Here is a 26,336-nt window from a genome sequence, read left to right as displayed (position 1 = left end):
AATGCATTCGTGCGCCATCTTCCCGCCCGGCAGGGTATAAGCATGGCGCGAATTGGCGGCCGCTGTCGGCCGCCGCTTTGTCGCGCCTGTTTATCCACGCGGAGCACATATGACGATATTGACGGTAGTAAGCACCCCCTTCCCAGGCCAGCGGCCCGGCACCTCCGGCCTGCGGAAAAAAGTAAGCGTGTTCCAGCAGCCCGGTTACCTTGAGAATTTCGTGCAAAGCGTGTTCGACACGCTCGGCGACTGCAGCGGCAAGACGCTGGTGCTGGGCGGCGATGGCCGCTTCCACAACCGCGCGGCGGCACTCATCATCCTGCGCATGGCGGCCGCGCACGGCTTCGCCAGGACGTTGGTGGGGCAGGGCGGCATTTTGTCGACGCCTGCGCTCAGCTGCGTGATCCGCAAGCACGGCGCGCTGGGCGGCATCGTGCTGTCGGCCAGCCACAACCCGGGCGGTCCGGACGGCGACTTCGGCATCAAGTACAACATCGGCAACGGCGGCCCGGCGCCGGAGCAGGTCACCGAGGCGATCTACCGCCACACCGAGAGCATCGCGCGCTACCGCATCAGCGACGGCGCCGACGTCAACCTGGACCGGCTCGGCGCCGACCGCATTGAGCAGATGCGGGTCGAGGTGATCGATCCGGTGGCCGATTACGCCAGCCTGATGCAGGACCTGTTCGACTTCGACGCCATCCGCGCCCTGTTCGCCGGCGGCTTCCGCATGTGCTTCGACGGCATGGGCGCCGTCTCCGGCCCCTACGCCCGCGCCATCCTGCAAGGCATGCTGGGGGCGCCGGCCGGCAGCATCATCAACGGCGTGCCGCTGGAGGACTTCGGCGGCCACCACCCCGACCCCAACCCGGTCAACGCGGCCGAGCTGATCGCCCTGATGGCCGGCGCCGACGCGCCCGACTTCGGCGCCGCCTCCGACGGCGACGGCGACCGCAACATGATCGTCGGCCGCCGCTTCGAGGTCACGCCGTCCGACAGCCTGGCGATCCTGGCCGCCAACGCTACGGTGGCGCCGGGCTACCGCGCCGGCTTGAAGGGCATCGCCCGCTCGATGCCGACCTCGCGCGCCGCCGACCGCGTCGCCGCCGCGCTGGGCGTGCCCTGCTACGAGACGCCGACCGGCTGGAAGTTCTTCGGCACCCTGCTCGACGCCGGCAAGGCCACGCTGTGCGGCGAAGAGAGCTACGGCACCGGCTCCGACCACATACGCGAAAAGGACGGCTTGTGGGCCGTGCTGTTCTGGCTCAATCTGCTGGCCGTCAGCGGCAAGCCGGTGCGCCAGCTGGTCGAGGAACACTGGAGCCGCTTCGGCCGCAACTACTACTCGCGCCACGACTACGAGGCGATCGACAGCGCCGCCGCCAACGAACTGATGACGCTGCTGCGCGCGCGCCTGGCCGGCCTGGCCGGGCAGACCTTGGGCGACTATATCGTCGACTTCGCCGACGACTTCGCCTACACCGACCCGGTCGACGGCGCCGTCTCGACCCAGCAAGGCGTGCGCGTGGTCATGCGCGACGGCTCGCGCGTGGTGTTCCGCCTGTCCGGCACCGGCACCGACGGCGCCACCCTGCGCGTCTACCTGGAGCGCTACGAGGCCGACCCGGCGCGGCACCACTTACCCACCCAGCAGGCGCTGGCCGGCCTGGTGGCCGTCGCCGAGCAGCTCGCCGGCATCGCCGCGCGCACCGGGCGCTCCAGCCCGAGCGTGATCACCTAACCCCCATCAACAGGAAGCAGACGCATGAAGCAGACTCCCCCCGCATTGACGATGACGAAGACGCTGGCACTGGCGCTGGCCTTGGCCGGCGCGACGCTGGCGCCGGCCCAAGCCGGCGGCGCTGTCAAAGCGCCGCCGGCGCGCGCCGCCGCCAAGCCATTCCTGTGGGAGAACGCGACCGTCTACTTCCTGCTGACCGACCGCTTCAACAACGCCAACCCGGCCAACGACCTGGCCTACGGCCGCAAGGCCGACGCCGCGCCGCAACGCGGCTACATGGGCGGCGACCTGGCCGGCATCACGGCGAAAATCCGCGACGGCTACTTCGACCGGCTCGGCGTCAACGTCATCTGGCTGACGCCGCCGGTCGAGCAGATCCACGCCGGCACCGACGAGGGCACCGGCCTGTCCTACGGCTTCCATGGCTACTGGGCGCGCGACTGGAGCAGCGTCGACGCCAACCTCGGCACCGAACAGGACATGCGCGACTTCGTCGCCAGCGCGCACGCCCACGGCATCCGCGTGCTGCTCGACGTGGTGATGAACCAGACCGGCCCGGTCACCGGGCAGGACCCGGTGTGGCCGGCCGACTGGGTGCGCACGGAGCCGCAATGCAGCTACAAGGACGTGGCGACGACGGTCGAATGCACGCTGGTGAAGAACCTGCCCGACGTGCGCACCGAGAGCGAGACGCCGGTGGCGCTGCCGCCGGCGCTGGTGGAGAAGTGGCGGGCCGAGGGACGCTACCAACGCGAAGTGGCCGAGCTGGACGCCTTCTTCGCCCGCACCGGTTATCCGCGCACGCCACGCTACCACCTGATCAAATGGCACACCGACTGGATCCGCAAGTACGGTGTCGACGGCTTCCGCGCCGACACCGTCAAGCACGTCGAGCCGGCCAGCTGGAAGGCGCTGAAGACGGTCGCCAGCGCCACCTACGAGGAATGGAAGCGGGCCAATCCGGGCAAGGTGCCGGCCGCGCAAGCCTTCTTCATGACGGCCGAGGCTTACGGCTACAACATCGCCGGCGGCCCGCTGTTCACCTACGACGGCGGCGAGCAGGTGAACTACTTCGACAACGGCTTCGACAGCATGATCAACTTCGGCCTGAAGTACGACGCACGGCAGGACTATGAAACGCTGTTCAGCAAATACTCGGGCTTGTTGCAGGGCGCCTTCAAGGGCCGCTCGGTGCTCAACTACCTGTCCTCGCACGACGACGAGCAGCCCTTCGACGCCGCGCGCAGCAAGCCTTTCGAGAGCGCCAACAAGCTGCTGCTGGCGCCCGGCGCGGCGCAGATCTACTACGGCGACGAGACGGCGCGCCGGCTCGACGTGGCCGACGCGTTGGGCGACGCCCGTCTGCGCTCCTACATGAATTGGGACGAGCTGGCGCGCAACGCCGCGCGCGACGGCTACCGCATCGCCGACGTGCAGCGCCACTGGGCCAAACTGGGCTTGTTCCGCCAGGCCCACGTGGCGGTCGGCGCCGGCGTGCACCAGCAGTTGCAGGCGCAGCCCTACGTGTTCAAACGGACCTATGAGCAGAACGGCATCAGCGACAAGGTGGTGGTGGCGCTCGACCTGCCGGCCGGCGAGGCCCACGTCATCGATCTGGGCGGCGTGTTCGCCGACGGCCAGCGGGTGCGCGACGGCTACTCCGGCGCGCGCGCCGTGGTCAGGCACGGCAAGGCGCGCTTCCCGGCCGGCTATTCGATCGTGCTGGTCGGCCGCGACTGAGCCGCAGGCGCGCGCCCAACCCAAGAGCGTGAACCTAGGGTCAGACCCCCCGGGGTCTGACCCTGGCAGTCCGCCTCTGGGTTCCGCGCAGACCCGGCGCGATCAGAATCCGACCGCGTAGGTCTGCTGCACGGTATGGCCGCCGCCCAGGCCCAGGTCTTCCTTGGCCGGATTGGCGAGGATGGTCTTCATCAGCTCCAGCGCCGTGTTGTTGGTGCAGGACGGCGCGCCGCCGAAGCCGCTGACCGTGCACAGGCGCACGGCCAGCGTGCTGTCGTACAGGCCGTAGCTGTCGGACTCGGAGCAACTGTTCGAATGGCTTTCGGTGTAGACCAGGCGGCGGTCGATGACGACCACGCGGCGACGGCTGCTGCATTGGTCGTTATCCCACAGCTTGACGAAGCTGGCCGCCGGCACGACGACGGTGAGGGCGACGGTCTGCGGCGCGCTGTACAGTTTATCGTCGTCGACCACCAGCGTGGCCGTGTAGCTGCCGGCGACGTCGACGATGAAGACCGGATTGCTCACCTTGGGATTGAGTAGCGTGGCATTGCTGCCGGCCGGTTTGATCAGCGTCCAGACGTAGTTGATCAGGTCGGAGTTGGCGTCGCTGCCGCTGCCGTCCAGCGTCACCTTGCTGCCGGCCTCCAGGGTTTGCGCCGGACCCACCTTGGCCACCGGCGCGACGTTGACCGGCGGCTGATACTCGCCGCCGCCACAGGCGGCCAGCGCCAGCGAAAGTGCCGGCAGGGCCAGCCAAGCTGCGGGAGATTTCATTGCTGTCCTTTGCGGAAATGAGCTGCCCAGTGTAGCGGACAGCTTGCCGAGGATAGACTCTAATATTGCCAATTAATCCACAAAAACAACAGCGCTGCGGGCCGGCACGGTGAAGCTGCCGCTGGCCGCGTCATAGCGCGCCGACTGCGCCGGACGCGGATCGGCGGCGCCGGCGCGGCTGTGCACCGGATGCAGGCGCCAGCCCTTGTGCGCCTGCGCCGGCACGCTGATGCGCTGCTCGTCCAGGCCGACGTTGATCAGGTAGGTGATGCCTTTGTAGCGCGCGCCGGGATAGCCGGCGCCGTCCAGGTGGGCGACGATCACCGTCGGCACCTGTTGCGGGCCGGTGTTGGAGAAGCTCAGGCGCCGCTGCACGTCGGCCGCGCTGCGCAGGCGGAACAGCGTGCTGCTGGCGCGGATCGCCAGCAGGTCGCGGAAGGCGTCGCGGGCGAAGGCGATGTCGGCCGGCGCCGGCTTGACGGCGGCATTGGCCAGCAGTGGGCGCAGCAGGGCGTAGTCCTTGCCGTTGTCGGCGGCCGGCGGCAGGCCGACGCCGTAGTAGTTGTCGCGGTAGCTCCAGTCCAGCCGGTTGAACCAGTCGCCCGATTCGAAGCTGTTGCGGTCGAGCGATTTGGAACGCAGGATATCGAAGCCGGCGTGGAAGTAGGCCACGCCCTGGCTGAAGGCGTTGATGGCGGCGGCGAGCATCTGCACGCGGGCGCGCTCGGCGCCGTTGGTGGCCAGCGGCAGCTTGAAGACGTTGATGTCGAACAGCGTCTGGTTGTCGTGGTTCTCGACGTAGTTGACCACCTCGCCCGGCGCGCTGGCGTAGCCGGCCGGCTGGCCGCCGTAGTCGATGTCCTGCAGCGCCTTGCTGGCGCCGTCGTGGGTGGTCAGGCGGTAGCCGCGCAGCGAGCCGGCCAGGCCGGCGCGCACCATGTCGGCGGCGTGCAGCAGTTCGCTGGCCGGCCGCTGGCCGGCGTGGGCATTGGGCGCGTAGACCAGGCCGTTGATGTAACCCTGTTTGCTGAACAGCTCCGCGCCGGAGTCGCCGGCGCCGCCGCCGCGCACGAAGTCGCGCGCGCGGTCGCTGAAGGTGCCGATGCCGCTGCCGTTGAGCGACAGCTGCGAGGCCTGCACGAAGCGGGCGCCGTCGGCCACCTCGCCGAAGTTCCAACCCTCGCCGATCAGGTTGACGTGGCGGCCGGTGTCGCGGTCCACGCGCGCCTGCAACTGCTCCATCGCCGCGCGCGGCTGGTGGCCCATCAGGTCGAAGCGGAAGGAGTCGATCTTGTACTGCCTGGCCCACAGCGCGGCCGAGTCGATCATCAGCTTGGCCATCATGCGGTGCTCGGTGGCGGTGTTGTCGCAGCAGGTCGAACGCTCGATGTCGCCCTTGGCGTCGAGGCGGTGGTAGTAGCCGGGCACGACGCGGTCGAGCACCGACTTCTCGTTCTGGCCGGCGATGTAGGTGTGGTTGTAGACCACGTCCATGCCGACCCGCAGGCCGGTGCGGTGCAACGCCTGCACCATCTGGCGGAACTCGACGATGCGGCGGGCACCGTCGGCCGGATCGCTGGCGTAACTGCCCTCGGGCGCGCTGTAGTGGTAGGGATCGTAGCCCCAGTTGTAGCAGTCGCGCGCCTGGCTGGCCGCCACCAGCGCCTGCTGGGCGTCGCTGTCGGCGGCGCCGCTTGGCGCCGGCGTCACGCAACCCTGTTCAGGCACGCTGCCGATGTCGTAGACCGGCAGCAGGTGGATGTCGGTCATGCCGGCGCGGCTCAGCGCGGCCAGGTGTTGCATGCCGTTCGAGCCGGCCTCGGTGAAGGCGGCGTACTTGCCGCGATGGGCCGCGCTGACCGTGCTGTCGTTGATCGAGAAGTCGCGCACGTGCAGCTCGTAGACCGTCATGTCGGGCTGGGCGGCGACCTTGCGCGGCAGCGGCGTGTTGTCCCAGCCGGGCGGCTTGAGTTTGGCCGAGTCGAGGTTGGCGATGTAACTGCGTTTGGAGTCGGTGGTCAGGCTGACCGAGTAGGGATCGGTCACCAGATTGCGCACCAAGCCGGTGTTGCGGGCGAAGACGTCGACGACGAACTGGTAGTAGTGGCCGGACAGGTCGGCGGGCGTGGCGGCCGACCAGATGCCGCTGGCCGAGTCGAAGCGCAGCGGCGTGATGGCGCTGGCCTTGCCTGAGCCGCTGGCGTAGGTGCAGACGGCGACCCGCTGCGCGGTCGGCGCCCACAGCTTGAAGGCGGTGCCGGCCTTGCCGACGCTGACGCCGAGATCGCCGGCCTTGGCGGCGGCCGCGTACAGGTCGTCGAGCGCGCCGGCGCTTTGCAGCGCGGTGGCGTCGCGCACGCTGCCGTCGGCCGCCTCCAGCACCAGCAGCAGCTGTTGGGTATGCAGCGCGCCCAGGCCGGCCAGCGCCTCGGCGGGCAGGGTCAGCGTGGCACCGCTGCCGATGAATTTGAAGCGCTGCGCGACATCGGCGGGCAGGGCGCCGTTGAAGGCAGTCAGTGCCAGCACGCCGTCGGCGCCGCTGACCGGCGCGCCGGCCGTGGCCTTGAGCTGGCCGCTGGCCGAGTAGTAGAGTTTGAAGCTGCCGGCGACGGCGGCGTCGGCGCCGGGCCAGCGCAGCAATTGGCGGTTGAGCCAGTAGCCGCGCGCGTCGCTGGCGCCGCTGGCCTGCAGCACGGTGGCGAAGGGGGCAGTGCAGCTGTCGAGGCCGGGCGCGCCGATGGCGGCGGCATGGGCGGCCGCGCCGCCGATTGCCAAGGTGCCGCCCAGCGACAGCGCGAGCGCGCTCCTCCATACTGCGTTTTCGTTCCCGGCCATAAGTCTCGTCTCCAATACGGTATTTTAGTAGTCAAGTTACATTTTTACGCAACAAGCCCTTTACAATGCGATATATAGTAATTCAAAACATGTAGTCTTCATACGAAATTCAACACCTCAATGGCTGGCGAGCGGCCGATCAGATCCGTAACGGCGGGATGCCGGGAGCAAGCCAAGTCCGAAAAAATCGTCAAGGAAGGCGATGCGCTTTGGAACTGTTCTATGCTGTAGACTGAGCCGCGCGCGACCTGTCGCAATGTCGTCCGCGTCCATTTTCCTTCCGCTGCGCCGCCCCCATTTTGGAACACTGCCATGAAATCCACGCCCCATCCTGCCGCGCCCGTCCCTGGCGCACCGGTCGATCATTTGCGTTTTCACCGCGCCCATGAACATCTGACACCCACCTTCGGCAGTGATCGCTTTGCCATGCGGGCGGAAGCGTTCGCGCGCTTTTTCGGCACCCCCATGTTCCTTGGTGCGCAAACGGTGATTGTGCTGCTGTGGATCGTCATCAATGTCAGCGGATTGGTGCACTTCGATTTATACCCTTTTATTTTGCTCAATCTCGCCTTCAGCCTGCAGGCGGCGTATGCGGCGCCGCTGATACTGTTGGCCCAAACACGTCAGGCTGAGCGCGATAAGGCGCGGACCGAGGCCGATGCCAAGCATCGCGAAGCGTTGGCCGTCATTGCCGCGCAAGATGCCAAGGATATGCTCACACTGCTGCATCAAAACACCGAGTTGACGGCGGTGACCAACGCGCTGGCGGCACGGATTGAAACGCTCACCGTGGAATTGCATCGCCATGTTTTGCAATTGGATAGCGTGGCTGGCGTGTCGCAACCGGCTCTTTTGGCAAACCACACGGCGGCGCGGGCGTCGGAAGGCTGAACAGGCTTCCCTGCATTTCAGTCGCAAAGTTAAGCGCCGCGCAGGCGCAATGGACGCTACCAACGTCCAGCTCATGTCGGCGCGGCCCGACCTCTTAAATAGCTTCCTCCTCCATTTCGAGACATAGTATTTTTTTCCCGCCGCCATGCTGCGGGCGAAAAACTGCGTTATGATTTCGATCGCGCAAACGTTTGCGCGCACCAAATTGCGTCTAAAAGATGCTTAATATCAATATATGGAGACACAGATGACTCGTCGCACCCAATTGAAACTGCTTGCATCCGCCGCCCTGATCTCTTTGTTGCCGTTCGCCGCCAACGCCGCCGATGCGGCCAAGCCGAAGGTGGCGCTGGTGATGAAATCGCTGGCCAACGAATTTTTCCTGACGATGGAAAACGGCGCCAAGGACCATCAGAAGGCCCACGCCGCGCAGTACGACCTGGTCGCCAACGGCATCAAGGACGAGCAGGACACCGCCGCCCAGATCAAGCTGGTCGAGCAGATGATCGTCTCCAAGGTCAACGCGCTGGTGATCGCGCCGGCCGACTCCAAGGCCTTGGTGCCTGTGCTGAAGAAGGCCGTCGACGCCGGCATTTTGGTGGTCAACATCGACAACAAGCTGGACGACGCGGCGCTCAAGGAGAAGGGCTTCCTGGTGCCCTTCGTCGGCCCGGACAACCGCAAGGGCGCCAAGCTGGTCGGCGACTTCCTCGGCAAGCAGCTGAAGAAGGGCGAACAGGTCGGCATCATCGAAGGCGTCTCGACCACCTTCAACGCGCAGCAACGCACGCTGGGCTATCAGGACGCCATGACGGCGGCCGGCGTCAAGGTGGTCGGCGTGCAGTCGGGCCAGTGGGAAATCGCCAGCGCCAACACGGTCGCCTCGGCCATGCTGAACGCGAATCCGAACATTACGGCTCTGCTGTGCGGTAACGACAACATGGCCATCGGCGCCATCTCGGCCATCCGCACCGCCGGCAAGGCGGGCAAGGTCAAGGTCATCGGCTACGACAACATCCAGGCCATCAAGCCGATGTTGAAGGACGGCCGCGTGTTGGCCACGGTCGACCAGTTCGGCTCGCAGCAGGCGGTGTTCGGCATCGAGACCCTGCTCAAGGCGCTGGCCGAGAAGAAGACCCAGGCCACCATGGGCGGCGTGATCGAGACCAAGGTCGCGCTGGTCACCAAGCCGTAAGAGCAATCTAAAAACCGTCGTTCCCGCGTAGGCGGGAACCTATACACCGCATCCTTTCCAGCGTGGCATGGGTTCCCGCATGCGCGGGAATGACAGATGCGCCCTTAAGTTCACGTTTCAAGTCCACCTGAGTCCAGCCGGAGCACGCCATGACCCACGCCCCCAGTCCCTTGTTGAGTCTCACCGACATCGGCAAGACCTATGTCGAACCGGTGCTCGGCGGCGTCGCTCTGCAACTGCACGCCGGCCAGGTGCTGGCGCTGACGGGCGAGAACGGCGCCGGCAAGAGCACGCTGTCGAAGATCATCTGCGGACTGGAGCCGGCCACCACCGGCGCCATGCTGCTCGACGGCCAGCCTTACCAGCCGGCCTCGCGCGGCGACGCCGAAAAACTCGGCATCCGCATGGTGATGCAGGAGCTGAATCTGCTGCCGACGCTGTCGGTGGCGGAGAACCTGTATTTGAACCAGCTGCCGCACCGCTTCGGCTGGATCGACCGCGCCCGCCTGGAGCGCGACGCGCGCGCGCTGATGGCGCAGGTCGGCCTTGATGCGATCGACCCGTGGACGCCGGTCGGCCAGCTCGGCATCGGCCATCAGCAGATGATCGAGATCGCCCGCAACCTGATCGGCGATTGCCGCCTGCTGGTGCTCGACGAGCCGACCGCCATGCTGACCCACCGCGAGGTGGAACTGCTGTTCGCCCAGATCGCCCGCTTGACGGCGCAGGGCGTGGCCATCATCTACATCTCGCATCGCCTGGAGGAACTCAAGCGCGTGGCCGACCGCATCGCCGTGCTGCGCGACGGTGAGCTGGTCTGCGACGACGACATCACCGACTACAGCAGCGCCGACCTGGTGCGGCTGATGGTCGGCCGCGCCGCCGACGCCGAGATCGACCTGAGCGGCCGCCGCATCGGCGCGCCGCTGCTGCGCCTGCGCGGCCTTGGGCGCACGGGCGTGGTGCAGCCGACCGATCTGGATGTGAAGGCCGGCGAAATCGTCGGCATCGCCGGCTTGATCGGCTCCGGCCGCACCGAGCTGCTGCGCCTGATCTTCGGCGCCGACCGCGCCGACAGCGGCCAGGTTTTCGCCGGCGACCTGGCCACGCCGGCCAACATCGATTCGCCGCAGGCGGCCGTGGCCGCCGGCATCGCCATGATCACAGAGGACCGCAAGGGCCAGGGCCTGCTGCTGACGCAATCGATCGCCGTCAACGCCAGCCTGGCGCGGCTGGACGGCGTCAGCCGCGCCGGCTGGCTCGACGGCGCCGCCGAGGCCGAGGTGGCCGAGCGCTACATCGAACAACTGGGCATCCGCAGCCGCAACGGCGGGCAGAAGGTGGCCGAGCTCTCCGGCGGCAACCAGCAGAAAGTCGTCATCGGCCGCTGGTTGTACCGCGACTGCGCGGTGATGTTGTTCGACGAGCCGACCCGTGGCATCGACATCGGCGCCAAGTTCGACATCTACAACGTGCTGGCCGACCTGGCGCGCCAGGGCAAGGGCCTGCTGATCGTCTCCAGCGACCTGCGCGAGCTGATGCTGATCTGCGACCGCATCGCGGTGATGAGCGCCGGCCGCATCGTCGACACCTTCGAGCGCGGCGCCTGGAGCCAGGACGCGCTGCTGGCCGCCGCCTTCAGCGGCTACCTGTCGCCCAATGGCGGCACCGACAACGACAACCATACCCACAAGGCCGCGCCCCTGGCCGCCGCCTGAATTTCGGACCTTACATGACCACTTCCTCCTTCCAACGCGGCGTCGTCGGCGGCGTCAAGACCTATGCCGGCCTGACCGGCGCGCTGCTCGCCATGTGCGTGCTGTTCGGCTTTGCCAGCGACCACTTCTTCACCCTCAGCACCCTGAGCACCCTGTCGAACGACATCCCCACCTTGGTGGTGATGGCGGTCGGCATGACCTTCGTGCTGATCATCGGCGGCATCGACTTGTCGGTCGGCTCGGTGATGGCGCTGGCCGCCTCCATCCTGTCGATGGCGGTGGTGCGCTGGGGTTGGCCGGTGTGGACCGCCAGCCTGCTCGGCGTGGCCTGCGCGGCGCTGTGCGGCGCCGCCACCGGCGCCATCTCGGTCGGTTGGCGCATCCCCTCGTTCATCGTCTCGCTCGGCGTGCTGGAGATCGCCCGCGGCATGGCCTACCAGGTCACCAACTCGCGCACCGAGTACATCGGTAGCGCCGTCGAGGCGATCAGCGCGCCGCTCGTCTTCGGCCTGTCGCCGGCCATTCTGGCCGCGCTGGCCATCGTCATCGCCGGCCAACTGGTGCTGACCCGCACCGTCATCGGCCGCCAGTGGATCGCCATCGGCACCAACGAGGAGGCGGTGCGCCTGTCCGGCATTGCGCCGCGTCCGCGCAAGGTGCTGGTGTACGCCATGATGGGCCTGTTGGCCGGCGTCGGCGCGCTGTTCCAGGTGTCGCGCCTGGAAGCGGCCGATCCCAACGGCGGCGTCGGCATGGAGCTGCAGGTGATCGCCGCCGTTGTCATCGGTGGCACCAGCCTGATGGGCGGGCGCGGCTCGGTCGTCAGCACTTTCATCGGCGTGTTGATCATCTCGGTGCTGGAGGCCGGCCTGGCCCAGGTCGGCGTCAGCGAGCCGATGAAGCGTATCATCACCGGCCTGGTGATCGTCGCCGCCGTGGTGCTCGACACCTACCGCCGGCGCGGCGAACGCGCTTAGGGAGGCGCTGGCGATGGCCACCATCAAGCAGGTCGCGCTGGAGGCCGGGGTGTCCTTCACCACGGTGTCGCATGTGCTCAACAACACCCGGCCGGTCAGCGCCGAGGCGCGCCAGCGCGTGCTGGCGGCCGCCGAGCGGCTGCATTACGTGCCCAGCGCGCTGGCGCGTTCGATGAAGAGCCGCACCACCGGCACTATCGGCCTGATCATCCCCAACAACACCAACCCCTACTTCTCCGAGGTGGCGCGCGGCATCGAGGACAGCTGCTACGCCGCCGGCTACAGCGTCATCCTGTGCAATTCGGATGACGACCCGGCCAAGCAGCGCGACTACGTCAACGTGCTGCTGTCGAAGCGCTGCGACGGTTTGATCCTGGCGGCGCTGTCGCAGACCGACGGCGAGCTGCTGCGCAAGATGAAGGTGCCGGCCGTTCTGCTCGACCGCGCGCCGAAGGAGATGGTGATCGACGTGGTCGGCGTCGACAACGAGGGCGGCGGTGCGCTCGCCGCCGCGCACCTGCTGGCGCAGGGCCGCCGCCGCATCGCCTGCATCGCCGGTCCGGCCGATATCGCCATTTCGACCCAGCGCATCGACGGCGTGCAGCGGGTGCTGGCCGCCGCCGGCGCCGCGCCGGCGCACTGTCGTCACGCCGACTTCACCAGCGCCGGCGGCTACCAGGCGGCGCAAGCCCTGTTGCGCCAGCCGGCCGCCGAGCGTCCCGACGCGCTGTTCTGCTGTAACGATTTGATGGCCATCGGCGCGCTGCGCGCGGCCGCCGAGGGTGGCCTGCGCGTGCCGCAGGAGCTGGCGGTGGTCGGCTTCGACGATATCGACCTGGCCAGCTTCGTCCATCCGCCGCTCACCAGCGTGGCGCAGAACAGCCGCGAGATGGGCCGCATCACCGCGCTATGCCTGCTGGCGCGCATCGCCGATCCGCTGCTGCCACCGCAGCGGCGCATCATCGCGCCACAATTACACGTGCGCGGCTCCAGCGCCGCGCCAACCACCGAAACAAGAGGAACCGCAACATGATCGTCGTCATCGGCAGTATCAATATGGACCTGGTGCTGGGCGTGCCGCGCATGCCCATGCCGGGCGAGACCATCAGCGGCGGCCCGTTCGCCACCATCGCCGGCGGCAAGGGCGCCAACCAGGCCGTGGCCTGCGCCCGTCTGGCGGCCGGCCGCGTGCCGGTGGCCATGATCGGCTGCGTCGGCGACGACGGCTTTGGCGACACCCTGCGCGCCGCCCTGCAGGACGAGGGCATCGACGACAGCCACGTCAGCACCATCGCCGCCACCGCCACCGGCGTCGCCTCCATCCTGGTCGACGCGGCGGGACAGAACAGCATCGTGCTGGCGGCCGGCGCCAACGCGCTGCTGTCGCCGGCCCACATCGACGCCGCCCGCGAGCTGATCGCGGCGGCCAGCATCGTCGTGCTGCAGCTGGAGGTGCCGTTGGCGACGGTCAGCCACGCCATCGCCCTGGCGCGCAGCCTGGGCAAGACGGTGCTGCTGAATCCGGCGCCGGCGCGCAGCCTGCCGGCCGAGCTGCTGGCGCAGGTCGACTATCTGGTGCCCAACGAGATCGAGGCGGCCATGCTGCTGGGCGCCAGCGCGCAGGGCGGCGCGGTCGCCGCCGCGCAGGCCGGACAGTTGCTGGCGCTGGGCTGCCGCCAAGTGCTGGTGACGCTGGGCGCCGAGGGCGTCTACGCGGCCGACGCGGCCGGCGGCCGGTACTACCCGGCGCGTCAGGTGAAGGCGATCGACAGCACCGCCGCCGGCGACACCTTCATCGGTGGTTTGGTGGCCGCCCTGGCCACCGGCGCCGCGCTGGAAGAAGCCATCGCGCTGGGCCAGCGCGCCGCCGCCATCAGCGTCACGCGCCGTGGCGCGCAGACCTCCATCCCCTATTTGCACGAACTGGACGCGGCATGAAGAAGACGCCCTTACTCAACATCGCCCTGTCGCAGTTGATCGCCTCGCTCGGCCATGGCGACATGGTGGTGATCGGCGACGCCGGCCTGCCGGTGCCGCCGGGCGTGCCGCTGATCGACCTGGCCTTGACGGCCGGCGTGCCGGGCTTTGTGCAGACGGTGGCGACGGTGTTCAGCGAGATGCAGGTAGAGCGCCATATCGTGGCGCAGGAGATGGCGCTGCGCAGCCCGGCGATCGCCGCCGCGCTGGACGCGTTGGCCCTGCCGCAGCGCGTCGGCGTGAGTCATGAGGAGTTCAAACAGATCAGCCGTGGCGCCCGCGCCATCGTGCGCACGGGCGAGCACACGCCGTACGCCAACGTGATCCTGGTGGCGGGCGTAGTTTTCTAGACGGCTCTTGCGGGACCGCGCCAAAAAAAATGCCGAACCCCAGGGTTCGGCATTTTTTATTTGCGGCCACGCGCCGCTGGCGGCCGGCGCGGGCGGGTGTTCAGCTGCAGCGCGGTACGACGGCGCGGTAGTTGTCGACCAGGCGATAGCTCTTGGCGTACCAGCCGAAGAAGGCGGCGGCGACCATCGCGAAGGCGGCGAAGAAGAACATCTGGAAGGAGATCACGCTCATGCCGGTCGAGGCGATGTAGGTGTTGACGGCATTGTTCTTGACGCTGGCGTTGGCGATCAGCACCCACAGGCTGCCGATGGTGGTGCCCAGATACCACAGGCTCATGATGGTGCCCTTCATCGAGGCGGGCGCCTGGCTGTAGGCGAACTCCAGGCCGGAGGCCGACACCAGCACCTCGCCGAAGGTCAGCAGCGCATACGGCAGGATCTGCCAGGCGATCGACATGCTGGTGCCGCCGTCCATGTAGACCTGGATGCCGCCGATGGCGATCCAGGCCAGCGAGCTGAAGGCGATGCCGACCGTCATGCGGCGCAGCGAGCTCGGCTCCCAGCCCAGGCGGCGCAGCAGCGGGAACAGCACCAGGTTGTTGAACGGGATCAGCAGCATCACCAGCGCCGGGTTGAGCGCCTGCATCTGCGCCGGCAGGAACCAGTCCGGCTTGTTCATGTCGTTGGCCTGGATGATCCAGGTCGAGGCCTTCTGGTCGAACAGCGACCAGAACGGCGTGGCCAGGGCGAACACGATCAGGATGCGCAGCACGGCGCGCACGCCTTCGACCGCCTCGTCCGGATGGGCGCCACGGGCGCGTTCCAGTTGCAGCGCGGTGCCCATGCCGCCGAAGGCCAGCAGCAGCACCACGGCGGTGCAGGCGGCGATGACGAAGCCCCATTGCGGCGACATGGCCAGCGAGCCGATGGCGCCGAGCAGGCCGACGCCGGCCATCACCAGGCCGGGGTTGCCTTGGCCGTCGCGCTTGGCCAGCAGGGCGGTGCGCGCCACGTTCAGCACGGAGTCGGGATTCGGCGGCGAAGGCGGCACGTGGACGTATTTCTTGTTGCCGAGCCAGAACACCATCGTCGCGATGAACATCAGGATGCCGGGGATGCCGAAGGCGACGGCGGGACCGTAGTCGCGCAGGAAGATCGGCATCAGCAGCGAGGCGAAGAAGGAGCCGAAGTTGATCATCCAATAGAAGGTGTCGAACACCACCTTGGCCTTGTTCTTGTTGGTCTGGTCGAACTGGTCGCCGACGAAGGAGACCACCAGCGGCTTGATGCCGCCGGAACCGAAGGCGATCAGGAACAGGCCGAAGTAGAAGCCCTTCAAATTGTCCTCGAAGATGGCCAGGCAGGCGTGGCCGGCCACGTAGACCAGACTCATCCAGAAGACGGTGTTGTACTTGCCGAAGAAACGGTCGGCCAGCCAGCCGCCCAGCAGCGGGAAGAAATACACGCCGATGACGAAGGTGTGGAAGACGTGCTTGGCCTCGCTCGGGCGGTCGCCCAGCGGGATGAACAGCAGCAAGGTGCTGATCAGGAAAGGCGTCAGGATGTTGCGCATGCCGTAGAAGCTGAAGCGTTCGCAGCCCTCGTTGGCGATGATGTACGGAATCTGTTTGGGCATCGGCCCGTTGCCCGTTTGTAACGTGTCCAGTGACATTTTGTGTCCCCTTATTTTTAACTGTTCGGGATGCTAAGTGGAACGGCAGGGCTTGGCAAGCGGGGAACGTTGATGAAAGGCGGCTCGGTGGGCCGGGATTGCGCGATATTTGTGTAGTTTGACTACTATTTTATCGTCGTTTCTTCCTTGTTCTATCTTGCAAGTATTTGATTGTAAAACATATTTTGCATTATTTCGGGAGCGTCGCGCGGATTGAAAAATTCATATCCATCATGTATATTCTCTACAAACACAATATCAGGCGAAATGCCTGCCCGCGCCGCCTCCACAGGACAACGATATGACGATGCCAACAACCCAGCCCTCCGACCAGTCCACCTGGTATCGCGACGCGATCATCTACCAGGTGTATCCGCGCAGCTTCCTCGACACCAACGGCGACGGCATCGGCGACCTGCCCGGCATCACCGCCAAGCTGGACTACATCGCCTCGCTGGGCGTCGACATCGTCTGGATCTCGCCCTACTTCAAGTCGCCGATGAAGGACTTCGGCTACGACGTGTCGGACTACTGCGACGTCGACCCGATGTTCGGCACGCTGGCCGACTTCGACCAGCTGATCGCCCGCGCCCACAGCCTGGGCCTGAAGATCATGATCGACCAGGTGATGTCGCACACCGCCGACGAGCACGCCTGGTTCAAGGAGAGCCGCGCCAGCCGCGACAATCCCAAGGCCGACTGGTACGTCTGGGCCGATCCCCTGCCGGACGGCAATCCGCCGAACAACTGGATGTCGGTCTTCGGCGGCTCGTCGTGGCAGTGGGACAGCCGGCGTCGGCAATACTATATGCACAATTTCCTGGTCAGCCAGCCGGACATGAATTTCCACAACCCCGAGGTGCAGCAAGCCCATCTGGACTGCCTGCGCTTCTGGCTGGAACGCGGCGTCGACGGCGTGCGCCTGGACGCCTGCAACTTCCACTTCCACGACCCCGAGCTGCGCAGCAATCCGCCGGCCGTCAACCGCGACACGGCCACCGTGTCCGACGTCAATCCCTACGGCATGCAGGCCCACGTCTACGACAAGAGCCGGCCGGAAAACCTGCCCTTCCTGAAAAAGCTGCGCAGCCTGCTCAACGAGTACGGCGCCGTGGCGATCGGTGAGGTCGGCGCCGACGATTCCTTGGCCGTGATGGCCGAGTACACCGCCGACGGCGACAAGCTGCACCTGGCCTACAGCTTCAACCTGCTGGTGCCGCAATGCTCGGCGCCGTACATCCGCACCCAGGTCGAGCAGTTCGAGGCGCGCGTCAAGGGCGGCTGGGCTTCCTGGTCGGTCGGCAACCACGACGTGCAGCGCGTCGCCAGCCGTTGGGGCGGCGCCGAGGCGCCGGTCGCCTTCGCCAAGATGATCCTGGCGATGCAGTTGTCGCTCAAAGGCACGCCCTGCTTGTACCAGGGCGACGAGCTGGCTTTCGGCGAGGCCGATGTGCCTTTCGAGTTGCTGCAAGATCCCTACGGCATCACCTTCTGGCCGGAGTTCAAGGGCCGCGACGGTTGCCGCACGCCGATCGCCTGGGACCATCAGGCGCCGGCCGGCGGCTTCACCAGCGGCAAGCCCTGGCTGCCGGTGGCCGCGCCGCACCTGGCCAAGGCCGCCTCGCTACAGGAAAAGGACCCGGAGTCGGCGCTGGCCTTCGCCCGCAAGATCATCGCCTGGCGCCGCCAGTTGCCGCAGCTGACGCGCGGCGAGATCGTCTTCTTCGACGCGCCCGAACCGCTGCTGGCCCTGCGCCGCGATTTGGCCGGCGAGCGCAGCATTGTCGCCGTGTTCAACCTAGGCGGCGCGGCGCACAGCATGCCGCTGCCGCAGGCGGCCGGCGCCGAGAAGATGAGCGGCTATGATCTGCCGGGCGAACTGGTCGACGGCGTGCTGCAACTGCCGGCCTTTGGCGCCTGGTTCGGCCTGCTCAAATAAGCTGCGCTTCTTTGGCGGCGGTTTGAATAAGGCGAACTTATCAAGCAAGCGGGTTGGTGACGCGGGCAAACCCCTGCGGCGCAAACCTGGGGTCGGACCCGCCGGGTCCGACCCCGGCTCTCGGACTTTGGGTTTTATATGCGTCACCGGCACCTTGGCGGACCGGCCGGGCGCCGCGATCACTGTTTGCGGCCAGTTCCTTCTTAAGCTCGCGTATTTCGGTTATCCTTGCCGCCTCGCGCGGGCTTACAATATTCCCAACAAGTATTCCCGACAACACCCGTTGCCCATCTGTTTAGACTGAATCGACGATGAAACAAGCTGAAGTGGACCAAAAACTCAATCGCACCGCCTTTGCCGACGGGCCGCGACTGCTGGCCGATATCGGCGCCACCCACGCCCGTTTCGCGCTGCAAACGGCACCGGGCGAGTTCCGCGCCGTGCGCGTGCTCAAGTGCGACGATTTCACCGGCATCGTGCCGCTATTGCGCTCCTATCTGGCCGACCACGCCGACATCACGCTGAACCACGCCGCCCTCGCGGTGGCCAATCCGGTGAGCGGCGACCAGGTGCGCATGACCAACCGCGACTGGGAATTTTCCACCGACGAGGTGCGCCGCGCCCTCGGCCTGCACACCCTGCTGGTGGTCAACGACTTCACCGCGCTGGCGATGTCGCTGCCGGGCCTGAAACCCGCCGACCTGATGCAGGTGGGCGGCGGCGCGCCGGCCAGCAACTCCGTCATCGGCGTGCTGGGGCCGGGCACCGGCCTGGGCGTGTCCGGCGTCATCCCCACCGTCGACGGCTTCGTCACCCTGGGCAGCGAAGGCGGCCACACCAACTTCGCGCCGGCCGACGAGCGCGAATATGCGATTTTGCAATACGCCTGGCAAACCTGGTCGCACGTCTCCACCGAGCGCCTGATCTCCGGCCCCGGCATGGAGATCATCTACCGCGCCATCGCCAAGCGCAACGGCCGCCAGGTGCGCGACCTGAGCTCGCAGGAAATCATGTCCGGCGCGCTGAGCGACAAGGACCCGCTGTGCCTGGAAGTGTTGGAATGCTTCTGCGCCATGTTGGGCGGCGCCAGCGCCAACCTGGCCGTCACCCTGGGCGCCTTCGGCGGCGTGTTCATCGGCGGCGGCATCGTGCCGCGCATGGGCGAATGGTTCGCATCGTCGCCGTTCCGCTCGCGCTTCGAGGCAAAAGGGCGCTTCACCAGTTATCTGTCGGAGATTCCAACCTACGTCATCACCACGCCGAATCCGGCTTTCTATGGCGTGGCGACGATTCTTTCCGAACACTTGCGCGGGCGCAGCGGCGCCAACACGCTGATGGAGCGCGTGCAACATCTGCAGCACGAGTTGACGCCGGCCGAGCAACGCGTCGCCAGCCTGGTGCTGGAGCAGCCGCGCCTGGTGCTCAACGAGCCGATCGCCGACATCGCCCGCATGGCCGAAGTCAGCCAGCCGACCGTGATCCGCTTCTGCCGCTCGCTCGGTTTCCTCGGCCTGGCCGATTTCAAATTGAAGTTCGCCAGCAGCCTGACCGGCGCGATTCCCGTGCGCCACAGCCAGGTGCGCATCAGCGACTCCACCCACGATCTGAGCGCCAAGGTGATCGACAACACCGTTTCGGCGATCCTGAAATTCCGCGACCAGCTGGACGTGCGCTCGCTCGACCGCGCCATCGCCCTGATCAGCAAATCGAAACGGGTCGAGTTCTACGCCATGGGCAATTCGCGCGTGGTGGCGCTGGACGGCCAGCACAAGTTCTTCCGTTTCCGCATCCCCACCTCGGTGTACGGCGACTCGCACCTGTTCACCCTGGCGGCCGAGTTGCTGACGGCGGGCGACGTGGTGATCGCCATCTCCAACTCGGGCAAGCTGCCCGAGCTGCTGCAGGCGGTCGACGCGGCGCGCGCGGCCGGCGCCGACGTCATCGCCATCACCAGCAGCAACTCGCCGCTGGCCAAGAAGGCCACGGTGTGCCTGGCGGTCGACCACAGCGAGGACAGCACCACTTTCCTGTCGATGATCTCGCGCATCCTGCAACTGCTGCTGATCGATATTTTGTCGGTCGGCATCTCGCTCGATGCGCAAAACTCCGAGCTGGTGTTGGAGCGCAAGGCCGGCAACGGTGTCGAGGCGGACAGCCGGCGCCTGTTGATTTCCCACCTCGACAGCTGAGCAATTCTTCGTCCGAGGGGCGGGCCGCTGCGCTGAGCTGCTTCAAAGGGGAGCCGGCCAGCCGCACAAGTCCACCCAAAGGCGCAGAGCCGGGGTCGGACCCCGAGGGGTCTGACCCCAGATTCACGGCCGTGGGTTTTCTCAACTGGGCGGCATTCCCGCCAGCAGCAGGAGCATCTGCTCGTCCCGTTGCGCATCCAGCGTTCCCTCCACCAATGTGAAGCCCAGCTTGGCGTACAAGGCGCGGGCCGCCGCATTGTCCATGTTGACCATCAAGGTCACCCGGCGCAGTTCCGGCAGCGCGCGCGCGTAGTCCAGCGCCGCTTCGATCAGTCCGCGCGCCACGCCGGCGCCGCGCGCCCGCGGCGCCACATACACGCCCCAGAGGTTGGCGCGGTCGTGCCGCACGGCGATCGGCTCACGCTTCAATCCGACCATCCCGACCAAGGTTTCGCCGTCCCAGGCGCCGAACATGCGCTGATGCGGCGTGTGCAGCAACCGTTGTTGCCGGTGGACCGGGGGCAGGGCGGCCTCTTCGGCGTAGCTGGTGCGGAAGGCTTCCGGCTTCTCCCGCATGCCGGCCAGGCGCAGGGCGTGGAAGGCGTCGACGTCGTCGACGAGCAGGGCGTGGAATTGCAGGGCGGACGGTTTCATGTGGGAAATTGTACAACATGCAAGTCGCCCTCTTGTATTGCGGCGTGCTCCGCCGACACATCCTTGTTACAAAAAGCTTCTTGAACTCTTCAAAAAACAGTTTAAGATATATCTTATTGCGATATATCTTAAGGAGTTTCCTCATGTTCCGTTTTCTGCACTCAAGCCATCGTTTCCACCACATGCATGGTCGCCACCACGGCGGCGGCGGGCGTGGTCCGAAAATGTTCGACGCCGGCGCCATGCGCTACATCGTGTTGCAACTGATCAGCGAAAAGCCGCGCCACGGCTATGAAATCATCAAGGAGCTGGAGCAGCGCGCCGGCGGCAGCTACACCCCCAGCCCGGGCGCCATCTACCCCTTGCTGTCGATGCTGCTCGACATGGGCCACGTTTCGGCCACGCCGGACGGCAACAAGAAGCTGCACACCATCACGCCCGAGGGCAGCATCTTCCTGGCCGAGAACCGCCAGTTCGTCGACGCCATCATGGCGCGCATGAACGAGCCGGCCGGCGGCCACGGCGACGTGCGCGGCAGCATGCATGCCTTGAAAGTGGCGGTGATCCAACAGGTGCGCGAGAACCAGCCGGACGAGGCCAAGCTGGCCCAGATCCAGGCGATTCTGCGCCGCGCCACCGTCGAGATCGAGCAGTTGTAAGCGCTCACTCACCAACCTTTTCCAATAATAATATGACCACTCTTCCCTTGTCCCCGGCGCGCGAGCGCATCCTGCTGTGGCTGCTCGCGCTGACCCAGTTCACCGTCGTCATGGACTTCATGGTGATGATGCCGCTGGCGCCGCAGTTGATGCGCGCCTTCAACATCGAAGCCAGCACCGTGTCCGGCGCCGTCTCCGTCTACGCCTGGTGCGCCGGCCTGTCCGGCCTGCTGGCTGCCACCTACATCGACCGTTTCTCGCGCAAGCGCCTGCTGCTGACGATGTTCTTCCTGTTCAACCTGTCCAACCTGGCATGCGCGCTGGCGCCGACCTTCCATCTGCTGGTGTGGTCGCGCGCCTTCGCCGGTTTGACCGGCGGCGTGCTGGCCTCCATCGTCATGGCCATCATCGGCGACCTGATCCCGCCGCAGCGGCGCGGCGCCGCCACCGGCATCGTGATGACCTCGTTCAGCATGGCGGCGGTGGCCGGCGTGCCGGTCGGCGTGGTGCTGGCGGCCAAGTTCGGTTGGCAGTCGCCGTTCTATTTGCTGGTGGTGTTCTCGCTGATCATCTGGGCGCTGGCCGCCCGCGTGCTGCCCAAGCTGGACGGCCACCTGAGCAAGCGCGTGCCGCTGTCCGAGGTGGTGCCCAACTTGATCGGCCTGTTCCGCGTGCCGCGCCACCTGAGCGCCTTCCTGCTGTCGGGCGTCAACATGCTGACCGGCATGCTGGTGATCCCCTTCATCTCGCCGGTGCTGGTCAACAATCTCGGCGTGCAGCCGGCCGAGATCACCTACGTCTACCTGGCCGGCGGTTGCGCCACCTTGTTCAGCTCGCGGCTGATCGGCGGCTGGGCCGACCGTGCCGGCAAGCATCAGGTGTACCGCTATATGGCCATGTTCTCGATTTTGCCGATGCTGTTCATGACGCACATGCCGCAGATGCCCTTGCTGGCGATCATACTGTTCTTCCCCTTCTTCATGACCTCCGTCGCCGGCCGCAACATCCCCCTGCAAGCGTTGATGACGACGATCCCCGAGCCGGCCAAGCGCGGCGCCTTCCTCAGCGCCAACTCCGCGCTGCAACAGCTGGGCAGCGGCGTCGGCGCCCTGATCGGCGGCATGGGCTTGCACAGCGACAGCAGCGGCCACATCATCGGCTACGGCAGCAACGGCTACATGGCCGCCGGCCTGACCTTATTCACGGTCTGGTGGGTGGGGCGGGTCAACGGCGCCGTGGGCGCACCTGCCCCGGCCGGCCGCCCGGCGGCCTGACAACCAACCCCAGTGGGGTCAGCCAGCGGGGGCAGAGCTAGCGGGGCCAGGAGCTAGCGGGGTCAGTGCCGACATTTGGACACGAGCTCAGCAGCCCAGCGGGGTCAGTGCCGACATTTGGACACCAGCTCAGCAGCAAAGTCGCAGGTCGGGCCCGCTTAGCTGTTTGCAATTGTCCGAATGTCGGCACTGACCCCGGGGCGCTGACCCGGGGCGGGCGGTCTGAAGCGTTGCTTGGAGAATGTAAAAGCAGCGCCGCGACGAAGGTCGGGGCGCTGCTTTTTTACGTCCGCTCGGGCGGCTTGCCTAGTGGCTCTGGCGCCAGCGGGCCAGGCTGATCGGCTCGTCGTTGACGATGTCTTCGACCAGGATTTCGTCGTCGCTGTCGGAGACCAGGAAGCTGTCGCGCCGCAGCGCGGCCTCGGCGCTGTTTTCGACGAAGCTGAACTGGTAGTAGCGCTTGCCCTTGATGCTGCGCTGCGCGCTGTCGTACTCGATCACGGCGCCGTGCACCTTGCCGCCGGATTCGCGCTCCAGTTGGGCCGACCAGGCGCGCAATTCAGGCAGCGCCATCAGCGCGGCGGCGGCCTGTTCCTTGTTGCGATGCTTGCTCGGCGCGGTGGCCTGGGGGCTGGCGTCGGCCGCTGCGGCCGGCGTTGGCACGGGCTGCGCCGCTGCCGGCTGCGATGCCACGCCGGCCATCTCGACCGGCGCGGGCAGGGCGGACACGGGTTTCAGGTAGGACAGGGCGCCACCCAAGGTGAGCACCAGCACGGCGGCCAGCGCCATCGCGGCCTTATCGGCGGCGGAATGTTTGTTCGAGCGGCGTTGCGCCATGACAGCTGCCTTGCAGTGGAATAGTAAGAGTCGGCCATACTAAACCAAAGAAATCCCGCCAGCAACAATTCCCCGGCGGGCGGCGCGCGCCGGCGTCGGGCGCGCAGCGCCCGATGCGGCGCTCAGCGGGCGGGTTTTTGCAGCAGGCAGGAAATATTGTGCGCCAGCAGCCCCGGGCCGACGCCGAGCCGGCGCGCCACCCATAGCAGCGGCCTGAGCTTGGCCGCCGGCGCGCCCATGCTCAGCCGCGAGCGGGCAAAGAAATTGTCGGGATGGGCGGTGTCGAGGTTGACATAGCCGGGGCCGAAGCCGTGCACCGCCCGCCAGGGCCACATGCCGCGTTGCAACGGTTTGCCCCACAGTCGGTCCAGCCAGCGTGGCAGGTAGTTGCTCAGCCACAGGGCGGAATGGGCCTCCTGCGGCCACAGGCGGTTGCTGGTGCCGGTCAGCAGGATCATGCCGCCGGGCGCCAGCACCCGGTCCAGCTCGCGCTGCACGGCGGCGATTTGCTCCGGCGCGACGTATTCGAGCACGCTGTTGCAGGCGATCAGCTGGAACTGGCCGTCGGCGAAGGGCAGCTGGCGCGAGTCGGGCACGTGGCGGAAGTCGATGTTGTCGATGCCGTAGCGCTCGGCGTTGAGCCGCGCCAGGCTGACCCACTCGTCGGAGATGTCGGTGGCGCTGACCCGCGCGCCCAGGTGGGAGAACAGGATCGCCGAGGCGCCGACGTTGCAGCCGAACTCCAGCACCGCCACGTCCTCCAGCTGCAGGGGCATGGCGTCGAGCACCAGCCGCAGGTGGTCCCATTCGTAGTCGACATAGCCGCCGACCCAGGGGTCGCGCGGCTTTAGGCCGAGTCGGTGCGCCTGCTCGTCGAAGGCCTGTTGTTTTTTTTGCGAGTTGACGATGGGGCGGGGCGGGCTGACGGTGTCCATGGTGGCTCCCTGACGGTGCTAGAACGGGCGATTGGCCTTTCACTATAGGGGGACGGCCGCGCCGCCGCTTGCGCGAGCGCAAGCTCAGCCGCGCCGCTTCGCATGGCTGATTCTTTTTGGTTATCACTTTTCAGAATTAATTCATTGGATTGTTATCTTTGGTTTTCATACTATCGTTGCCAGATTCCAAGTAGTTCCGTCCGGCGCATCTTCCGGCCACCACACCGCCTCCACCATCATGAACCACACATTACTCGGCATAGACTGGGGCACGAGCAACCGCCGCGCCTACCTGATCGACCGGCAGGGCAACTGCCTGGCGCGCCACGAGGACAACCAGGGCATGCTGGCCGCGCGCGGCCGCTTCGGCGCATCGCTGGCAGAATTGCTCGCCGCGATGGACATCGCCAGCGATGTGCCGCTGCTGTTGTCCGGCATGGTCGGCAGCGCCTCCGGCTGGCAGGAGGTGGCCTACGCCGACTGCGCGCTACCGCTGGAGCGCTTGCCCGCCCACTTGGCGCCGCTGGCCGATCCGGCCTGGGCCGGTCGCGGCCACATCGTGCCCGGCTATTGCTACCGCGCCGGCACTGGCGCCGTCGTCAACGTCGACGTCATGCGCGGCGAGGAGACCCAGTTGCTCGGCGCGGTCGCCCTCGGTCGCCGCGACGGCTGGCTGGTGCTGCCCGGCACCCACAGCAAATGGGTGCTGCTGCGCGACGGCGTGGTCGTCAGCATCGCAACCTACATGACCGGTGAGCTGTACGCGATGCTGGCCGGCGGCGGCACGCTGGCCGCGCTGATGGACGGTGACAGCGCCGAACCGCAAGCCTTCGCCGCCGGCCTGCGCCAGGCTGCGCTGCGCGAGCCGCTGTCCAACTCGCTGTTCCGCGTGCGTGCCCGCGTCGTCGCCGGCGTCATGCCGCAGGCGCAGGCGGCCGGCTTCGTCAGCGGCCTGCTGATCGGCGCCGAGTTCGTCGCCGCTACAACTGCCGCCGCCGCCACCGCCACTTCGACCGCAGCCGCCACCACCACCACCGCCACTTCGACCGCCGCCGCCGCCGCCACCGCCGCCGCCGCCGCTTCGACCGCCGCCGACTTCAACATCGACAAGACCGCCGCCGCCGACTCGCTATTCGCCACCGCCTTCCCCTCGGACCGTGCGCGCATCGACGTCATCGGCTCGCCGGCGCTGGCCCAGCGCTACGCCGCCGCCGCCGCCCATTTCGGCTTGTACTGCGCGGTGCTCGATCCGCACCAGGTCTACTGCGCCGCACTGTCCCGCTTTCTCAACCAGGCATAAACCATGATCCCCAGCGCTCCCGAACTTCCCCTGGTCGCCATCCTGCGCGGGCTGGCGCCGACCGAGGCGTTGGCCGTTGCCGACGTGTTGTACCAGGCCGGCTTCCGCACGCTCGAAGTGCCGCTGAACCGGCCCGGCGCGCTGGAATGCATCGCCCTGCTGGCGGCCAGCGCGCCGGCCGACACCTTGATCGGCGGCGGCACCATGCTCAGCGTGGCCGATGTCGAGGCGGTGTATGAGGCGGGCGGCCGCCTGCTGGTCTCGCCGAACTGCAATCCGGCGGTGATCCGCCGCGCCGTCGGGCTGGGCATGTACTGCGCGCCCGGCGTGGCCACGCCGACCGAGGCCTTCGCCGCGCTCGACGCCGGCGCCCACGCGCTCAAGCTGTTCCCGGCCGATATGCTCGGCCATGCCGGACTGAGAGCCTTCAAGAGCGTGATCCCGGCCAGCGTGCCGCTATGGCCGGTCGGCGGCATCACGCCCGACAACATGGCCGGCTGGGTCGGCGCCGGCGCCAGCGGCTTCGGCATCGGCGGCCAACTCTACACCCCGGGCGCCAGCCTGGATGCCTTGGCGCTCCGCGCCGCAGCCTACGTCGCGGCTTGGCGCCGGACGCAGGCCACCACGCAGCTTACCCAATAAGGATACCCAGACATGAGCAAGCACGAAGATGGCA

General features: G+C 67.0%; 21 protein-coding genes. 15 read left to right on the top strand and 6 right to left on the bottom strand.

What is annotated here, in order from left to right; all coding sequences use genetic code 11:
- Positions 1-109: 109 nt before the first annotated feature.
- Positions 110-1,741, top strand: coding sequence for an alpha-D-glucose phosphate-specific phosphoglucomutase (locus H7U20_RS26365; RefSeq protein ID WP_199762115.1), 1,632 nt, complete (start codon positions 110-112; stop codon positions 1,739-1,741).
- 24 nt (positions 1,742-1,765) lie between these two features.
- Positions 1,766-3,481, top strand: coding sequence for an alpha-amylase family glycosyl hydrolase (locus H7U20_RS26360; RefSeq protein ID WP_233411105.1), 1,716 nt, complete (start codon positions 1,766-1,768; stop codon positions 3,479-3,481).
- 102 nt (positions 3,482-3,583) lie between these two features.
- Here the strand turns inward: H7U20_RS26360 and H7U20_RS26355 are convergent, their stop codons facing one another.
- Complete coding sequence (locus tag H7U20_RS26355) at positions 3,584-4,258, bottom strand: PKD domain-containing protein (protein WP_199762114.1); 675 nt, start codon at positions 4,256-4,258, stop codon at positions 3,584-3,586.
- A gap of 72 nt (positions 4,259-4,330) precedes the next feature.
- On the bottom strand, positions 4,331-7,093 hold the full coding sequence (locus H7U20_RS26350) for an alpha-1,6-glucosidase domain-containing protein (RefSeq protein ID WP_199762113.1): 2,763 nt from the start codon (positions 7,091-7,093) through the stop codon (positions 4,331-4,333).
- Between the two features lie 312 nt (positions 7,094-7,405).
- Between H7U20_RS26350 and H7U20_RS26345 the strand changes: the two genes are divergently transcribed.
- The 7 genes from H7U20_RS26345 (at position 7,406) to rbsD (ending at position 14,201) form a co-directional block, all read left to right on the top strand.
- Positions 7,406-7,984, top strand: a complete 579-nt coding sequence (locus tag H7U20_RS26345) for a DUF1003 domain-containing protein (protein WP_199762112.1) — start codon at positions 7,406-7,408, stop codon at positions 7,982-7,984.
- A gap of 247 nt (positions 7,985-8,231) precedes the next feature.
- Positions 8,232-9,179 (top strand): sugar ABC transporter substrate-binding protein, encoded by a 948-nt coding sequence (locus H7U20_RS26340; RefSeq protein WP_199762111.1) that lies wholly within the window; start codon positions 8,232-8,234, stop codon positions 9,177-9,179.
- A gap of 149 nt (positions 9,180-9,328) precedes the next feature.
- On the top strand, positions 9,329-10,897 hold the full coding sequence (locus H7U20_RS26335) for a sugar ABC transporter ATP-binding protein (RefSeq protein ID WP_199762110.1): 1,569 nt from the start codon (positions 9,329-9,331) through the stop codon (positions 10,895-10,897).
- Positions 10,898-10,911: 14 nt separating this feature from the next.
- Positions 10,912-11,874: an ABC transporter permease gene (locus H7U20_RS26330; RefSeq protein ID WP_199762109.1), complete on the top strand. Its 963-nt coding sequence runs from the start codon at positions 10,912-10,914 to the stop codon at positions 11,872-11,874.
- A gap of 13 nt (positions 11,875-11,887) precedes the next feature.
- Positions 11,888-12,907: a LacI family DNA-binding transcriptional regulator gene (locus H7U20_RS26325; RefSeq protein WP_199762108.1), complete on the top strand. Its 1,020-nt coding sequence runs from the start codon at positions 11,888-11,890 to the stop codon at positions 12,905-12,907.
- A complete protein-coding gene (rbsK, locus tag H7U20_RS26320; RefSeq protein ID WP_199762107.1) occupies positions 12,904-13,812 on the top strand; it encodes a ribokinase in 909 nt (302 codons plus the stop codon). The genes H7U20_RS26325 and rbsK overlap by 4 nt, the downstream gene beginning before the upstream one ends.
- Entirely contained in the window at positions 13,809-14,201 is a 393-nt protein-coding gene (rbsD, locus tag H7U20_RS26315; protein ID WP_199762106.1) for a D-ribose pyranase, read from the top strand. Before rbsK ends, rbsD begins: the two co-directional genes overlap by 4 nt.
- A 100-nt stretch (positions 14,202-14,301) precedes the next feature.
- On the opposite strand, the gene H7U20_RS26310 is transcribed toward rbsD, so the two are convergent.
- Positions 14,302-15,837, bottom strand: a complete 1,536-nt coding sequence (locus tag H7U20_RS26310; RefSeq protein ID WP_199762105.1) for a POT-type proton-dependent oligopeptide transporter — start codon at positions 15,835-15,837, stop codon at positions 14,302-14,304.
- Positions 15,838-16,174: 337 nt separating this feature from the next.
- Here H7U20_RS26310 and H7U20_RS26305 point away from each other — a divergent pair, with 337 nt between their 5' ends.
- Entirely contained in the window at positions 16,175-17,812 is a 1,638-nt protein-coding gene (locus H7U20_RS26305) for an alpha-amylase family glycosyl hydrolase (RefSeq protein ID WP_370593260.1), read from the top strand.
- Between the two features lie 311 nt (positions 17,813-18,123).
- Positions 18,124-20,001 carry a glucokinase gene (locus H7U20_RS26300; RefSeq protein ID WP_199762104.1) on the top strand — a complete coding sequence of 626 codons (1,878 nt, stop codon included), beginning with the start codon at positions 18,124-18,126 and terminating at the stop codon, positions 19,999-20,001.
- A 141-nt stretch (positions 20,002-20,142) separates the two neighbouring features.
- Here the strand turns inward: H7U20_RS26300 and H7U20_RS26295 are convergent, their stop codons facing one another.
- Positions 20,143-20,655, bottom strand: coding sequence for a GNAT family N-acetyltransferase (locus H7U20_RS26295; RefSeq protein WP_199762103.1), 513 nt, complete (start codon positions 20,653-20,655; stop codon positions 20,143-20,145).
- A 143-nt stretch (positions 20,656-20,798) separates the two neighbouring features.
- On the opposite strand from H7U20_RS26295, the gene H7U20_RS26290 reads away from it, so the two are divergent.
- Together H7U20_RS26290 and H7U20_RS26285 are read left to right on the top strand one after the other, a co-directional pair.
- Entirely contained in the window at positions 20,799-21,314 is a 516-nt protein-coding gene (locus H7U20_RS26290; protein WP_199762102.1) for a PadR family transcriptional regulator, read from the top strand.
- A 32-nt stretch (positions 21,315-21,346) separates the two neighbouring features.
- On the top strand, positions 21,347-22,588 hold the full coding sequence (locus H7U20_RS26285) for an MFS transporter (RefSeq protein WP_199762101.1): 1,242 nt from the start codon (positions 21,347-21,349) through the stop codon (positions 22,586-22,588).
- Between the two features lie 306 nt (positions 22,589-22,894).
- On the opposite strand, the gene H7U20_RS26280 is transcribed toward H7U20_RS26285, so the two are convergent.
- Both H7U20_RS26280 and H7U20_RS26275 read right to left on the bottom strand, forming a co-directional pair.
- Positions 22,895-23,425 (bottom strand): hypothetical protein, encoded by a 531-nt coding sequence (locus H7U20_RS26280; RefSeq protein ID WP_233411104.1) that lies wholly within the window; start codon positions 23,423-23,425, stop codon positions 22,895-22,897.
- A 122-nt stretch (positions 23,426-23,547) separates the two neighbouring features.
- Entirely contained in the window at positions 23,548-24,360 is an 813-nt protein-coding gene (locus H7U20_RS26275; RefSeq protein ID WP_199762100.1) for a class I SAM-dependent methyltransferase, read from the bottom strand.
- Positions 24,361-24,598: 238 nt separating this feature from the next.
- Here H7U20_RS26275 and H7U20_RS26270 point away from each other — a divergent pair, with 238 nt between their 5' ends.
- Both H7U20_RS26270 and H7U20_RS26265 read left to right on the top strand, forming a co-directional pair.
- Positions 24,599-25,660, top strand: a complete 1,062-nt coding sequence (locus H7U20_RS26270) for a 2-dehydro-3-deoxygalactonokinase (protein WP_233411103.1) — start codon at positions 24,599-24,601, stop codon at positions 25,658-25,660.
- A 3-nt stretch (positions 25,661-25,663) separates the two neighbouring features.
- The gene (locus tag H7U20_RS26265; RefSeq protein WP_199762099.1) at positions 25,664-26,302 is read left to right on the top strand and encodes a 2-dehydro-3-deoxy-6-phosphogalactonate aldolase; all 639 of its coding nucleotides are present in this window, start codon (positions 25,664-25,666) and stop codon (positions 26,300-26,302) included.
- Positions 26,303-26,336: the final 34 nt, after the last annotated feature.

The sequence above is a fragment of the Rugamonas violacea genome, assembly GCF_016461825.1.
Taxonomy (GTDB): Bacteria; Pseudomonadota; Gammaproteobacteria; order Burkholderiales; family Burkholderiaceae_D; genus Rugamonas.
Note: the sequence above shows the minus strand (reverse complement) of the source record. Positions and strands in the feature narration are given on the sequence as shown.